Below are 15,235 nucleotides of genomic sequence, written 5' to 3' on the forward strand. Positions count from 1 at the left end.
CTGTCCCCAACTTTTCTCCCCCGGCAGTACCGAGATGTCCCTGCCCCCTTTCGCGGGCCTCGCCCCCATGCGCCGACGCCTGACACTGGCCGCCCTCCTGGCCGTGGCCCTGGTGGCCGCTTGGGCGCTATGGCGCTACGCCCTGCAAGGCCCCGCGCCCGCCGCCATTCCCAACTACGCCCAGCAACCGGTCCCCGTCAGCGTCGCCGCCGCGCGTAGCGGCCCCTTGCCGCGTGACCTGCACGCGCTGGGCACCATCACGCCGCTGGCGCAGGTGGTGCTGCGCAGCCAGGTCGATGGCCAGTTGCAGCGCCTGCACTACACGGAAGGCCAGGCGGTGCAACGCGGCCAGCTGCTGGCCGAGATCGATCCGCGCCCCTACCAGGCGGCGCTGGCGGCGGCCGAAGGCGAACTGGCGCGGGTCGAAGCGCTGCTCGGCAATGCCGAGATCGACCTGCGCCGCTACCGGCAGCTGGCGCGGCAGGAAGCCGTGGCGGGACAGCAACTGGACACCGCCGAGGCCCAGGCGCGCAGCTACGCCGCGCAGCGCCAGCGCCTGGCGGCCGGCGTCGCCGATGCCCGCCGCCTGCTGGCGCAGACCCGCATCCTGGCGCCGCACGACGGCCGCGTCGGCTTTCGCCGGGTGGACGCCGGCAACCACGTGCGCGCCGCCGACACCAACGGCCTCGCCACCCTGGTGCAGACGCGCCCGATCTCGGCGCTGTTCTCGATCTCGGAGACCCATCTGGACCTGCTGCGCCAAGCCCAGGCCCAGGCCGGCGACGCCGCGCTGCAGGTGCAGGCCTGGGACGCCGACGAGCGCCGCCTGATCGCGCTCGGCACCCTGCAGGCGCTGGACAACCAGATCCACGCGGCCAGCGGCACCGTCAAGCTGCGCGCCCTGTTCGAGAACGCCGACGAAGCCCTGTTCCCGAACCAGTTCGTCAACATCCGCCTGGCGCTCGCGAGGCAGGAAGACGTGCTGTCGATTCCCACGGCGGCGGTGCAGTACGGCGCCGAAGGCGCGTTCGTCTTCGTCATCGGCGACGACCAGCGCGCCGTCCGCCGCGAGCTGGCGCTGGGCCGCGCCAACGCCGGCCGCGTCGAAGTCCGTTCGGGCCTGGCCGTGGCCGAACGCGTGGTGGTCGAAGGCGTGGACCGCCTGCACGACGGCCGCGACGTGCAGATCGTCGATACCCAGCCATAACATGAGCCTGTCCCGCCCCTTCATCCTGCGCCCGGTCGCCACCTCGTTCCTGATGCTGGCGCTGCTGCTGTCGGGCATCCTGGCCTGGCGCATGCTGCCGGTGGCGGCGCTGCCGCAGGTCGACTACCCCATCATCCAGGTCACCACGCCCTACCCCGGCGCCAGCCCCGACGTCACCGCGCGCGCCGTGACCGCGCCGCTGGAGCGCCGCTTCGGCCAGATCCCGGGGCTCAAGCAGATGTCGTCTTCCAGCGGCAGCGGCATCTCGGTGATCACGCTGCAGTTCTCGCTCGACGTCTCGCTGGGCGTGGCCGAACAGGAGGTGCAGGCCGCCATCAGCGCCAGCGGCTCGCTGCTGCCGTCCGACCTGCCGACGCCGCCGGTGTACCGCAAGGTCAACCCCGCCGACGTGCCGATCCTGACGCTGGCCGTGACCTCGGATTCCCTGCCGCTGCCGCAGGTCTACGATCTGGTCGACACGCGCATGACGCAGCGCCTGGCGCAACTGTCGGGCGTCGGCATGGTCAGCCTGGCCGGCGGCCAGCGGCCCGCCGTGCGGGTGCAGGCCAACCCCATGGCGCTGGCCGCGCGCGGGCTGCAACTGACCGACCTGCGCGAGGCCATCGCCAAGGCCAACTCCAACCAGCCCAAGGGCAGCTTCGACGGCCCGGTGCGCTCGGTCATCATGGACGCCAACGACCAGCTGCAAAGCGCGCAGGAATACCGCGACCTGATCGTGGCCTGGCGCAACGGCGCGCCGGTACGGCTGGGCGACGTCGCCACGGTCGAGGACGGCGCCGAGGACCGCTACCTGGCCGCCTGGGTCGACCGCCAGCCGGCGGTGCTGGTGAACATCCAGCGCCAGCCGGGCGCCAACGTCATCGCGGTGGCCGACCAGGTCAAGGCGCTGCTGCCGCAGCTGACCGCCAGCCTGCCGGCCGCGGTGCAGGTGCGCGTGCTGACCGACCGCACCGAGAGCATCCGCGCCTCGGTGCGCGGCGTGCAGTGGGAGCTGGCTTTCGCCGTCGGGCTGGTGGTGCTGGTGACCTTCCTGTTCCTGCGCAACCTGCCGGCCACGCTGATTCCCAGCCTGGCGGTGCCGCTGTCCTTGATCGGCACCTTCGGCGTGATGCACCTGGCGGGCTTTTCGACCAACAACCTGACATTGATGGCCCTGACCATCGGCGCCGGCTTCGTGGTCGACGACGCGATCGTCATGCTGGAGAACATCGCCCGCTACCGCGAACAGGGCCACAGCCCGATGGCCGCCGCGCTCAAGGGCGCCGGGCAGATCGGCTTCACCCTGGTGTCGCTGACGCTGTCGCTGATCGCCGTGCTGATCCCGCTGCTGTTCATGGAAGACGTGGTCGGCCGGCTGTTCCGCGAATTCGCCATCACGCTGGCGGTGGCCATCCTGATCTCGCTGGCGGTGTCGCTGACGCTGACCCCCATGATGTGCGCGCGCCTGCTGCCGCCGCACGCCGAGCGCCCGCCCGGCCTGCTGGACCGCCTGCAGGCGCGCTACGCCGGCTGGCTCGACATCACCCTGCGCCACCAGCGCCTGACGCTGCTGGCGATGCTGGCCACCGTGGCGCTGACCGGCCTGCTGTACCTGGCGGTGCCCAAGGGCTTCTTCCCGGTGCAGGACGGCGGCGCGTTGCAGGGCGTGACCCAGTCGGCGCAGAACACCTCGTTCGAGGCCATGTCGCGGCGCCAGCAGGCGCTGGCGCAAAGCCTGCTGCAAGACCCCGACGTCGCCAGCCTGTCGTCCTTCATCGGCATCGACGGCATGAATGCCACCCTCAACACCGGCCGCCTGCTGGTCAACCTCAAGCCCTGGAGCGAGCGCGGCGCGCCGCTGGCCGACATCATGGCGCGGCTGGACGCCCGCGCCCGCCAGGTGCAGGGCATCTCGCTGTTCCTGCAACCGGTGCAGGAGCTGAACATCGAGGACCGCGTCAGCCGCGGCCAGTACCAGTTCACCCTGACCTCGCCCGACGCCGCCCTGCTGGCGCGCTGGAGCCACGCCCTGACCCAGCGCCTGGACGCCGCGCCGCAGCTGGCCGACGTCTCGTCCGACCTGCAGGTCGGCGGCCGCCAGGCCTACCTGGAGGTGTCGCGCGACGCCGCCGCGCGCCTGGGCCTGACCATGGACGACGTCACCCAGGCGCTCTACAGCGCCTTCGGCCAGCGCCAGGTCGCCACCCTGTTCACGCAGTCGAACCAGTACCGCGTGGTGCTGGAGGTGGACCGGCGCCTGGCCGCCAGCCCCGAGGCGCTGGAACGCATCCACCTGCGGACGGCGGACGGCCAGCCGATTCCGCTGTCGGCGCTGGCCACGGTCAGCGAGCGCGCCGTGCCGCTGGCGGTCAACCACCTGTCGCAGTTCCCGGCCGTGAATTTCTCGTTCAACCTGCCGCCGGGCGGTTCGCTGGGCGCGGCCATCGCCGCCATCGAGGCGGCGCGCCAGGACATCGCCATGCCCGCCAGCGTCGAGCTGCGCCTGCAAGGCGCGGCGTCGGCCTTCCAGGCCTCGCTATCGAACACGCTGTGGCTGATGCTGGCCGCCGTGGTCACCATGTACCTGGTGCTGGGCATGCTCTATGAAAGCGCGATCCACCCGATCACCATCCTGTCGACCCTGCCATCGGCCACCGTCGGCGCGCTGCTGGCGCTGCTGCTGACCGGCCGGCCGCTGGACCTGATCGCCGTCATCGGCATCATCCTGCTGATCGGGCTGGTCAAGAAGAACGGCATCATGATGGTCGACTTCGCGCTGGAAGCCGAACGCAGCCGCGGCCTGGCGCCGCGCGAGGCGATCCGCGAGGCGGCGCTGCTGCGGCTGCGGCCGATCCTGATGACCACGCTGGCGGCGCTGTTCGGCGCCCTGCCGCTGATGCTGGCCACCGGCTCGGGCGCCGAGCTGCGCCAGCCGCTGGGCTGGGTGATGGTGGGCGGCCTGCTGGTCAGCCAGGTGCTGACGCTGTTCACCACGCCCGCCGTCTACCTGTTCTTCCACCAGCTGGGCGCGGGCCGCCGCAAGGCCGCGCCCACGCCCGCGGACCGGCCGGCGCCATGATCCGCGCGTTGCTGCACCGGCCCATCGCCTGCATCTTCCTGGCGCTGGCCCTGACGCTGCTGGGCGCGGTGGCCTGGCGCCTGCTGCCAGTGGCGCCCCTGCCGCAGGTGGACTTTCCCACCATCGAGGTGCGGGCCAACCTGCCCGGCGCCAGTCCCGAGAGCATGGCCAGCACCGTGGCCGCGCCGCTGGAGCGCGCGCTGGGCAGCATCGCCGGCGTCAGCGCCATGAGTTCGTCCAGCAACCAGGGCGCCACCCGCGTACTGCTGCAATTCGCGCTGGACCGCGACATCAACGCGGCCGCGCGCGACGTGCAGGCCGCCATCAACGCCGCGCGCGCCGAACTGCCGTCCGGCATGCCAGGCAACCCCAGCTACCGCAAGGTCAACCCGTCGCAGGCGCCCATCATGGCGCTGGCGCTCAGTTCCCCGACGCGGCCCGCCGGGCGCCTGTACGACCTGGGCGCCACGGTGCTGGCGCAGAAGCTCTCGCAGATCGTCGGCGTCGGCGAAGTGACGCTGGGCGGCAGCTCGCTGCCGGCGGTGCGGGTGCAGGTCAACCCGAACGCGCTGGCGCACTATGGCGTGGCGCTGGACGACCTGCGCCAGTCCATCGCCGACGCCGCCCCCATGGGTCCGCAGGGCCAGCTGGACTCGGCCGGCCAGCGCTGGGAGGTCGGCACCCCCGGCCAGCCGCGCACGGCCGACGACTACAACGGCCTGATCGTGCGCCACCAGGACGGCGCCACCATCCGGCTGGCGCAGATCGCGCGCGTCAGCGACTCGGTCGAGAACCGCTACAGCAGCGGCTTCCACAACCACGACCCGGCGGTGGTGCTGACCATCAGCCGCCAGCCGGGCGCCAACATCATCGAGACCATCGCCGCCATCAACCAGGCCCTGCCCGGGCTGCGCGCGCTGATGCCGGCCGACGTCGACCTGACGGTGGTGCTGGACCGCTCCCCCGGCATCCACGCCACCCTGCGCGAGGCCCACGTCACGCTCGGGCTGGCGGTCGGCCTGGTGATCCTGGTGGTGTGGCTGTTCCTGGGCAGCGCCCGCGCCGCCGCCATTCCCAGCGTGGCGATCCCGGTGTGCCTGGTGGCCACCTTCGCCGTCATGTACCTGTGGGGCTTCTCGCTCAACAACCTGTCGCTGATGGCGCTGATCGTGGCCGCGGGGCTGGTGGTTGACGACGCCATCGTGGTGCTGGAGAACATCTCGCGCCACCTGGAACGCGGCCTGGGCCCGCGCCAGGCGGCCCTGCGCGGCGTGCGCGAGGTCGGCTTCACGCTGGTGGCGATGACGCTGGCGCTGTCGGTGGTGTTCGTGTCGATCCTGTTCATGGGCGGGCTGGTCGAACGGCTGTTCCGCGAATTCTCGATCACGCTGGTGGCCGCCATCCTGATTTCGCTGGTGGTCTCGGTCGCCATCATTCCCAGCCTGTGCGCGCGCTGGCTGCGGCCGCCGGCCGAGACCCCGCCGCGCGCCTCGCGCCTGCGCGCCGTGTTCGCCCGCGTCCACCAGTGGTACGGCGCGTCGCTGGCGCGGGTGCTGGGCCACGCCCGCCTGACCCTGTTGCTGCTGGCCGCCGTGGTGGCGCTGAACGCCTACCTGTACGCGCAGGCGCCCAAGGGCTTCCTGCCGCAGCAGGACACCGGCCAGCTGATGGGGTTCGTGCGCGGCGACGACGGCTTCTCGTTCCAGGTGATGCAGCCCAAGATCGACGTCTACCGCCAGCTGGTGCTCAAGCATCCCGCGGTGCAGGACGTGATCGGCTACAACGGCGGCAGCCTGGGCATCAGCAATTCGCTGTTCCTGATCCGCCTGAAGCCGGTTGCCGAGCGGCGCGAATCCTCGGCCCAGGTGATCGACTGGCTGCGCGCCAACGCGCCGCCGGTGCCAGGCGGCATGTTCTTCCTGAACGTCGACCAGGACTTGCGCATGCCGGGCGGCTTCGGCAATTCCGGCGACCACGAGCTGGCCATCATGGCCAGCGACGTGCCCGCGCTGCGGCAATGGTCGCGCAAGATCTCGCGCGCGATGCGCGACATTCCCGAGCTGCGCGACGTCGATGCCGTCGGCGACGCCGCCACCCAGCAGGTCGTCATCAACATCGACCGCGCCGCCGCCCAGCGCCTGGGCGTGGACATGCGCACCATCGCCAGCGTGCTCAGCAATTCCTTCAGCCAGCGCCAGGTGGCGACGCTGTACGACCCCATGAACCAGTATCGCGTGGTGCTGGAGCTGGACCCGCGCTACACCGAGGACCCCGAAGTGCTGGAGCGCGTGCAGGTGGTGGCGGCCGACGGCAGCCGCGTGCCGCTGTCGGCGTTCGCCACCTACGAGCACGGCCTGGTCAACGACCGCGTCTTCCACGACGGCCTGTTCGCCGCCGTCGGCGTCGGCTTCTCGCTGGCCGAGGGCGTCTCGCTGCAGCAGGGCCTGGCCGCCATCGACGCCGCCATGGCGCGGCTGATGGTGCCGGCCCACATCCAGACGCGCCTGGGCGGCGACGCCCGCAGCTTCCAGCAGAGCCTGCAGGACCAGCCCTGGCTGATCCTGGGCGTGCTGGTGGCGATCTACCTGGTGCTGGGCATCCTGTACGAAAGCCCGCTGCATCCGCTGACCATCCTGTCGACCCTGCCCTCGGCCGGCGTCGGCGCGCTGCTGGCGCTGCGGCTGGCCAATATCGAATTCAGCCTGATCGCGCTGCTGGGCCTGTTCCTGCTGGTGGGGGTGGTGATGAAGAACGCCATCCTGATGATCGACTTCGCGCTCGGGCTGGAACGGCGCGAGGGCCTGACGCCGGAACAGGCGATCCACCGCGCCGCCATGCTGCGCCTGCGCCCCATCGTCATGACGAACCTGGCCGGCCTGCTGGGCGCGCTGCCGCTGGTGCTGGGCATGGGCGAAGGCTCGGAACTGCGCCGGCCGCTGGGCGTGACCATCGTCGGCGGGCTGATGATCAGCCAGTTCCTGACGCTGTACACCACGCCGATCGTGTACCTGGCGCTGGAGCGGCTGCGCTTGAAGGTGGCGGGGTGGCGCGCGCGCCGCGCCTGACCCCCCACGCGCCGTTCAATACGCCGGGGCCTGCGCGGGTTCACGCGGACGACGGCGCCTTGCCCGCATCCGCCACGCCCGCCACGTACCGCGCATCGCTTGGCCGGCCGGGTCCGGCTTCACTCAGCCGGTCTCGCGTTCCGCTTCCGGGGCGCGCGGCGCCGCGCTCAGGCGCTCGGCCAATAGCGCCAGGAATTCACGCGCCAGCGGCGGCAAGGTGCAGCCCCGCAGCGTCACCACCTGGATGCTGCGCTGGCGCATTTCTGGATTGCTGAACGGCACCGCCACCAGGCGCGCGCTGTCCGGCTGCCCCATCAGGGTCAGGAAGCCCGTCAAGGCCACGATCTGGCTGCCCGGCAGCATCGGCAGGAAGGCCGCCGAATGGTTCGACACATAGGCCGGCTCGATGTGCACGCCGGCATTGGCGCAGGCCGCGTCGAACAGGTCGCGCACCGTGGTGCCCGGATCGCCCAGCGACAGCGGCACCTGCGCCAGGTCGCGCACGCCGACGCTGCGGCGCGCGGCCAGCGGATGCCGCCGGCACATGATGGCGTAGACCGGCGCGCGGCATTGCAGCTCGGTCTTGAGCCGCTCGTCCGGCGCCACCGTGTAGCGCACGGCCAATTGCGACAACCCTTCCAGGACCAGCCGGTTGACCTCCTCGGGCCGCTCCACCAGCAGGTGGAAGCGCGCCTCGGGGCGGGTGCGCTTGAAGTCGGCCATGCACTGCGGCAGGAAACGGTGGGCAAACCCTTCGGTGCAGGCCAGCCGGATGGTCACGTCGCCCAGCGCGCTGCGCTGGCGGATGCCGGTGGTGACGCGCTCGGCCTCCAGCGCCGCGGCGTTGGCGTAGGCGGCCAGCTGGCGGCCGGCCTCGCTCAGCGCCATGCCGCGCGCCTGGCGCTCGAACAGCGCGATGCCCAGTTCGTCTTCCAGCTTGGCGATCTGGCGGCTCACGGCCGAGGCCGCCACGTGCTGGGCGGTGGCCGCGGCGGCGATCGAGCCGCAGCGCGCCACTTCCAGGAAATATCTCAGGCCCAGCGAAATCATGGCAAGCGTCCCCAAACCATTGCCTAAATAGCAACGATCAAATGCGAATTATCTAATTGTGGCATGCGCATAAGCGTAATAACTTTGTGGCTGTGCCGCTACTCGAGACCGCAGTGATCCGCGAACAAGCCATCCTCCACGCCACCCAAGCCTATGACGACGGCAGCCTGCAGGCCGAACTGGCCCGCCGCGTCGCCTTTCAGACCGAGAGCGAGGAGCCTGGCCAGGCGTCCTGCCAGCACGCCTATCTGAATGACGAGCTGGTGCCGCAGCTGGAACGGCTCGGCTTCACCTGTCGGGTGCATCCCAATCCGGCGGGCGTCGACCTGCCGATCCTGGTCGCGCAACGCATCGAATCGCCGTCGCTGCCGGGCGTGCTGCTGTACGGCCACGGCGACGTGGTGCGCGGCAACGCCGCCAAGTGGGACGCGGGCCGCGATCCGTGGCGCCTGCGGGTCGAAGGCAACCGCTGGTATGGCCGCGGCACCGCCGACAACAAGGGCCAGCACACCATCAACCTGGCGGCGCTGCGCCAGACCCTGCACGCGCGCGGCGGCAAGCTGGGCTTTAACGCCACCTGGCTGATCGAGACCGGCGAGGAAGCCGGCTCGCCCGGCCTGGCCGCGTTCTGCGAAGCACAGCGCGAGACGCTGGCCGCCGATGTCTTCATCGCCAGCGACGGCCCGCGCCTGGCCGCCGCCCGCCCCACCCTGTTCATGGGCTCGCGCGGCGCGGTGAATTTCGAACTGAGCCTGCGCGCCCGCGAGCGCGGCTACCATTCCGGCAACTGGGGCGGCCTGCTGGCCAATCCCGCCATCATCCTCTCACACGCCATCGCCACCCTGGTGGATGCGCGCGGCCGCATCCTGGTGCCGGGCCTGCGTCCGCCGCCCATCCCCGCCGCGGTGGCCGCCGCGCTGGCGGACCTGGAGGTCGGCGGCGGCCCCGACGACCCCGCCATCGACCACGACTGGGGCGAGCCCGGCCTGTCGCCGTCCGAGCAGGTATTCGGCTGGAACAGCCTGGACGTGCTGACCTTCGGCGCCGGCGATCCGGCCAAGCCGGTCAACGCCATTCCGCCGGTCGCCACGGCCTGGTGCCAGTTGCGCTTCGTGGTCGGCACCGACTGGCGGGAGCTGGAACGGCACGTGCGCGCCCACCTGGACGCGGCCGGCTTCGCCGACGTGCGGATCCGCGTCGGCATGCAGGCCGGCGCCACCCGCCTGTCGCCCGACAACCCGTGGGTGCGCTGGGCCGCCGCCTCGATCGAACGCAGCACCGGCCTGCGTCCGGCGCTGCTGCCCAACCTGGGCGGCTCGCTGCCCAACGACATCTTCGCCGACCTGCTCGGCCTGCCCACCCTGTGGGTGCCGCATTCGTATCCCGCCTGCGCCCAGCACGCGCCCAACGAGCACCTGCTCGGCAGCGTGGCGCGCGAGGGCCTGGCGATCATGGCCGGCCTGTTCTGGGACCTGGGCGACCAGGGCCTCGCGCTGCGCCAGGCCGCCGCCGAAACCGCTTCCCCCACCCTCTGACCGGATCCTCAATGATCTCCCGACTCCGCGCCGCCGCGCTGGCCTGCCTGCCGGCCCTGGCCTTGCAAGCCGCCCCCGCCGCGCATGCCGCCTATCCCGAACAGCCCATCAAGCTGGTGGTGCCGTTCACGCCCGGCGGCGCCACCGACGCCGTGGCCCGCCTGCTGGCCAACCGGCTGTCGGGCAAGCTGGGCCAGGCCGTGATCGTCGAAAACCGGCCCGGCGCGTCGACCGTCATCGGCGCCAATGCCGTGGCGCAGGCCCAGCCCGACGGCTACACGCTGATGCTGTCGGGCAGCACCACCTACACCGTGCTGCCGGCGCTCAAGCCCAACCTGCCCTACGATCCGCGCCGCAGCTTCGAGCACATCGCCATCGTGGCCCTGGCGCCGGTGGTGCTGCTGGTGCAGAACAGCCTGCCCGCCGAGACCGCGCAGCAGGCCGCCGAGCTGGCGCGGCGCCAGACCGCCAGCGGCGGCCTGATGTACGGCACCTTCGGCCCGGGATCGGCGCCGCACCTGGTGGGCGAAATGTTCGCCGAGGCCGCTGGCGCCCGGATGACGCCGGTGCCGTACAAGGGCAGCGCGCAATTCATCACCGCGCTGATCGGCGGCGAAGTCGCGCTCGGCATCGACACCGTGTCCTCGGCCGCGCCGCAGGTCAAGGCGGGCAAGGTGCGCGCGCTGGCCGTCACCGGCGAACACCGCGTGCCACAGCTGCCGGACGTGCCAACCTTCATCGAAAGCGGCCTGCCCGGCGTCTCGATGGTGGGCTGGTACGGGTTGGTGGCGCCGGCCCGCACGCCGGCGCCGGTGCTGCAGACGCTGAACCACGCGGTCGCGGACATCATGCGCGATCCGCAGGTGCAACGCGCCGTCAACGACCTGGCGCTCGAACCGGTCTACCTGGATGGCCCGGCCTTCACGGCGCGCATGGAGCAGGAACTGCGGACCTTCGGCGAAGTGGGCCGGCGCGCGAACATCAAGCTGGATTGAGGCGCTGGCCGGCGCCGGCGGCCCTTCAACAGGGTTCGCCGGCGTATGCATTTCGGAATGGTCCTACTCCGACCCCATTTCGACTAAAATCAGAACCATTCTCAATAAAAGATCCCTGTGCTCCTGCGCAGCCGGATCGAAAAAAGAAAGAGGCTCGTTCTGAAACCCAGTTTCCGCTTGTCCATGGCCTGGCTCCACACGTGGGTCGGCCTGTGGTTTTCCTGGCTGCTGTTCGCCGTCTTCCTGACCGGCACGCTGGCCGTGTTTTCCGAGGCCATCACCCATTGGATGACGCCGGAGCACCACGCCGCCGAAGCCGCGGCCGCGGCGCGCGAGCCGGTCCAGGTGGACCGCGCCCGCCGCCTCGACCTGGCGGTGCAATACATGACGCGCCAGCATCCGGGCGCCGGCATGTGGGAGATCTGGCCGGTCAACCGCCATCACGACAACGGCCTGGTGGCCTATTGGTTCGACCAGAACGGCGAATACGCCGACGCCGAGCTCGACCCCGAGACCGGCCAGGAACTGGACGAGGCGGACCACGCGGCGGCGCGCGCCACGCTTGGCGGCGCCCACTTCGTCGACTTCCACTACAACCTGCACGCCCAGCCGCTTGGGGTCTGGATCGTGGCCTTCGCGGCCATGGCGATGCTGGTGGCGATGGTCTCGGGCGTGGTGACGCACAAGCGCATCTTCAAGGATTTCTTCACTTTCCGCGCCCGCAAGGGCCAGCGTTCGTGGCTCGACGCGCACAATGCCACGGCGGTGCTGACCCTGCCCTTCCAGTTCATGATCGCCTACACCGGCATCGTGATTTCCAGCGTGACGCTGATGCCCGCGCCGGTCACCGCCGCCTACGGTTCGGGCGCCGAGGCCTCGCGCCAATACCTGGCGGAACTGATGGGCGAAGACCGCCCGGCCCGCGCCGGCACGCCGCTGGCGGTGCCGCCGCTGGAACCGATCGTGGCGCGCGCCGAGCAGATGATCGGCCAGAGCGCCCGCGCCATCGTCATCAACAACCCCGAAGACGGCGCCATGCGCATCGCGGTCTATGGCTGGAACGAGGACGCGGACATGCGCGCCCACATCAGCAGCACCACCGGCATGGCCGAGTTCTCCGCCGCCACCGGCGAGCTGCTGCGCATGCGCATGCCGGGCGGCGTGCACGGCGGCGCCGCGCCGCTGACGCGCCAGGTGATGTCGGATTTGCACATGGTGAAGTTCGGCGGGCTGGCGATGCAATGGCTGTATTTCCTGTGCGGCCTGGCGGGCACCGCCATGATGGGCACCGGCGCGGTGCTGTTCATGGTCAAGCGCCGCAACAAGATGGGCAACGAATTCGGCGCCGCCACCGCGCGCGTCTACCGCCTGATCGAAGGCCTGAACGTGGCCGCGCTGGCCGGCCTGGCGATCGCCTGCGTCGCCTACCTGTGGGCCAACCGCCTGCTGCCGGTGTCGCTGCCGCAGCGCGCCGGCTGGGAACTGCGCGCCTTCTTCATCGTCTGGGCGCTGACGCTGGCCCACGCCTGGCTGTGCGCGCCGCGGCGCGCGTGGATCTGGCAATTGGGCCTGCTGTCGGCGTTGTGCCTGCTGCTGCCGCTGCTGTCGCTGCTGACGCTGGGCGACCATCCGCTGGCGCAGATCGCGCGCGGCGACTGGGAAAGCGCCGGCGTCGAGCTCACCGCCGTGGCCACGGGCCTGGCGGCCGGCTGGGCTGCGCTACGATTGCACCGGAAACCGCTGTCGGCGCCGCCGCCGCGCAACGCCCGACCGCCCCAGGAAGCCACGGCATGAATCTCAACGACGCATTCGGCATCGCCATGGCGCTGCTGCTGACCTATTCGGGCATGGCCTGCCTGAGCCTGGCGATGCCGCGCCACTACGACCAGGTGTGGGGCCGCGATCCCTCCGCCAGCCATACCCGCGTGCTGCGCGCCGCCGGCATCCTGCTGTTGCTGCTGGCGCTGCTGCCCTGCGTCGGCCTGTGGGGCAACACCGTCGGCGTGGTGGCCTGGCTGGGTTGGCTGTCGGCCGGCGCCCTGCTGTGGGTCGGCATGCTGTCTTGGTCGCCGCGCCCGGCGATGTGCACCGCCGCGCTGGCGGTGGTGATCTCGATCGCTGGGGTCGGCTTCGGTTTCTAGGGCCGCATTGCGCCCGCGCCGGCCCGGCCGGCGCGGTTTGACCGGCATCAAGCCAGGCTGACAAACGCCTCGGCGGACGGACTTTCGACACCATAGGTGGTGGTAGAGTTTTTCTACCCCACAACATATGGTGTCAGCGATGCAACTCCAACACATCCTCAAGCGCGACGGCCGGGTCGTCGCATTCGACCGCGACAAGATCGCGGCGGCGCTGGCCGCCGCCGGCCGCAGCACCGGAGAACTGCACGCCGACGTCGCGCAGGGACTGGCCAGCGCGGTGATCGCGGCGCTGGCCGCCGAGGGCAACGTCTGCCCCGGCGTGGAGACCATCCAGAACCAGGTCGAGGAAACGCTGGTCAAGGCCGGCTACTGGCGCACCGCCCGGGCCTACATCGTCTACCGCGAACAGCACGCCCGCCTGCGCGCGCTGCGCCACACATTGGTGGACGTGGAAAGCGCCATGGAGGAATACCTCGAACAGCGCGACTGGCGCGTCAACGCCAACGCCAACCAGGGCTACAGCCTGGGCGGCCTGATCCTGAACGTGGCCGGCAAGGTCACCGCCAACTACTGGCTCTCCAACGTCTTCACGCCCGAGGCCGGCCAGGCCCACCGCGACGGCGACATCCACATCCACGACCTGGACATGCTCAGCGGCTATTGCGCCGGCTGGTCGCTGCGCCAGCTGCTGACCGAGGGCTTCAACGGCATCCCCGGCAAGATCGAGGCCACCCCGCCGCGCCACATGTCGGCGGCCATCGGCCAGATCGTCAACTTCCTGGGCACGCTGCAGAACGAATGGGCCGGCGCCCAGGCCTTCAGTTCGTTCGACACCTACATGGCGCCCTTCATCCGCCGCGACGCGATGACCTACACCGAGGTCAAGCAGTGCATGCAGGAGCTGATCTACAACCTCAACGTGCCGAGCCGCTGGGGCACGCAGACGCCGTTCACCAACCTGACCTTCGACTGGACCTGCCCGGCCGACCTGAAGGAGCAGATCCCCTACGTCGGCGGCGAGGAAATGCCGTTCGCCTATGGCGACCTGCAGACCGAGATGGACATGATCAACCGCGCCTACATCGAGGTGATGATGGCCGGCGACGCCAAGGGGCGCGTGTTCACCTTCCCGATCCCCACCTACAACATCACGCCCGACTTCGACTGGGACCACCCCAACACCGAGCGCCTGTTCGAAATGACCGCGCGCTACGGCCTGCCGTATTTCCAGAACTTCCTGAATTCCGACCTGGAGCCGCACATGGTGCGCTCCATGTGCTGCCGCCTGCAGCTGGACCTGCGCGAGCTGCTCAAGCGCGGCAACGGCCTGTTCGGCTCGGCCGAGCAGACCGGTTCGGTGGGCGTGGTGACCGTCAACTGCGCGCGGCTGGGCCATACCTGCCGCGGCGACGAGGCCGCGCTGATGGCGCGCCTGGACCTGCTGCTGGGCATGGGCCGCGACGTGCTGGAAACCAAGCGCAAGGTGGTGCAGCGCTACATCGACCAGGGCCTGTACCCGTACACCCGGCGCTACCTCGGCACCCTGCGCAACCACTTCAGCACGCTGGGCGTGAACGGCATCAACGAGATGATCCGCAACTTCAGCGACGACGCCGAGGACGTCACCACGCCGGCCGGCCACGCGCTGGCGGTGCGGCTGCTGGACCGGGTGCGGGCACGCATGACCGAGTTCCAGGAAGAGACCGGGCACCTGTACAACCTGGAGGCCACGCCCGCCGAGGGCACCACCTACCGCTTCGCCCGCGAGGACCGCAAGCGCTATCCCGGCATCCTGCAGGCCGGCACCGAGGCCCAGCCCTACTACACCAACTCCAGCCAGCTGCCGGTGGGCCACACCGACGATCCGTTCGAGGCGCTTGCCTTGCAGGAAGCGCTGCAGGGCAAGTACACCGGCGGCACCGTGCTGCACCTGTACATGAACGAGGCCGTGTCCTCGGCCAGCGCCTGCAAAGAGCTGGTGCGGCGCGCGCTGTCGAATTTCCGGCTGCCTTACATCACCGTCACGCCGACGTTCTCGATCTGCCCGAACCACGGCTATCTGGCCGGGCACCACGAGTTCTGCCCGAAGTGCGACGCCGAATTGCTGGCCAAGCAGGCCTCGTGCTGCGCGCCGGCCTGATATCGCCGCCCACCGCGTTTTTT

At 70.6% G+C, this 15,235-nt stretch carries 9 protein-coding genes; 8 read left to right on the plus strand and 1 reads right to left on the minus strand.

The features are described from left to right. The first annotated feature begins 67 nt into the window (after positions 1–67). The 3 genes from AC1HFW_RS09425 to AC1HFW_RS09435 are packed head-to-tail and all read left to right on the plus strand — an operon-like array spanning position 68 to position 7,351. Positions 68–1,207, plus strand: coding sequence for an efflux RND transporter periplasmic adaptor subunit (locus AC1HFW_RS09425; protein WP_479282929.1), 1,140 nt, complete (start codon positions 68–70; stop codon positions 1,205–1,207). Between the two features lies 1 nt (position 1,208). Next, positions 1,209–4,286 (plus strand): multidrug efflux RND transporter permease subunit, encoded by a 3,078-nt coding sequence (locus AC1HFW_RS09430; protein ID WP_479282931.1) that lies wholly within the window; start codon positions 1,209–1,211, stop codon positions 4,284–4,286. Then, positions 4,283–7,351, plus strand: a complete 3,069-nt coding sequence (locus AC1HFW_RS09435; RefSeq protein ID WP_479282933.1) for an efflux RND transporter permease subunit — start codon at positions 4,283–4,285, stop codon at positions 7,349–7,351. The genes AC1HFW_RS09430 and AC1HFW_RS09435 overlap by 4 nt, the downstream gene beginning before the upstream one ends. A 123-nt stretch (positions 7,352–7,474) precedes the next feature. On the opposite strand, the gene AC1HFW_RS09440 is transcribed toward AC1HFW_RS09435, so the two are convergent. Continuing rightward, positions 7,475–8,401, minus strand: coding sequence for a LysR family transcriptional regulator (locus AC1HFW_RS09440; protein WP_116522834.1), 927 nt, complete (start codon positions 8,399–8,401; stop codon positions 7,475–7,477). 113 nt (positions 8,402–8,514) lie between these two features. On the opposite strand from AC1HFW_RS09440, the gene AC1HFW_RS09445 reads away from it, so the two are divergent. The 5 genes from AC1HFW_RS09445 to AC1HFW_RS09465 all read left to right on the plus strand — a co-directional run bounded on the left by AC1HFW_RS09445 (position 8,515) and on the right by AC1HFW_RS09465 (position 15,212). Continuing rightward, positions 8,515–9,936, plus strand: a complete 1,422-nt coding sequence (locus tag AC1HFW_RS09445) for a M20 family metallopeptidase (protein WP_479282936.1) — start codon at positions 8,515–8,517, stop codon at positions 9,934–9,936. An 11-nt stretch (positions 9,937–9,947) separates the two neighbouring features. Then, the gene (locus AC1HFW_RS09450) at positions 9,948–10,931 is read left to right on the plus strand and encodes a Bug family tripartite tricarboxylate transporter substrate binding protein (RefSeq protein ID WP_479282938.1); all 984 of its coding nucleotides are present in this window, start codon (positions 9,948–9,950) and stop codon (positions 10,929–10,931) included. A gap of 183 nt (positions 10,932–11,114) precedes the next feature. Then, the gene (locus AC1HFW_RS09455) at positions 11,115–12,725 is read left to right on the plus strand and encodes a PepSY-associated TM helix domain-containing protein (RefSeq protein WP_479282940.1); all 1,611 of its coding nucleotides are present in this window, start codon (positions 11,115–11,117) and stop codon (positions 12,723–12,725) included. Then, on the plus strand, positions 12,722–13,072 hold the full coding sequence (locus AC1HFW_RS09460; RefSeq protein WP_479282941.1) for a DUF3325 domain-containing protein: 351 nt from the start codon (positions 12,722–12,724) through the stop codon (positions 13,070–13,072). Before AC1HFW_RS09455 ends, AC1HFW_RS09460 begins: the two co-directional genes overlap by 4 nt. A 139-nt stretch (positions 13,073–13,211) precedes the next feature. Then, on the plus strand, positions 13,212–15,212 hold the full coding sequence (locus AC1HFW_RS09465; RefSeq protein ID WP_479282942.1) for a ribonucleoside triphosphate reductase: 2,001 nt from the start codon (positions 13,212–13,214) through the stop codon (positions 15,210–15,212). Positions 15,213–15,235: the final 23 nt, after the last annotated feature.

Source organism: Achromobacter sp. ISS7, from assembly GCF_056523125.1.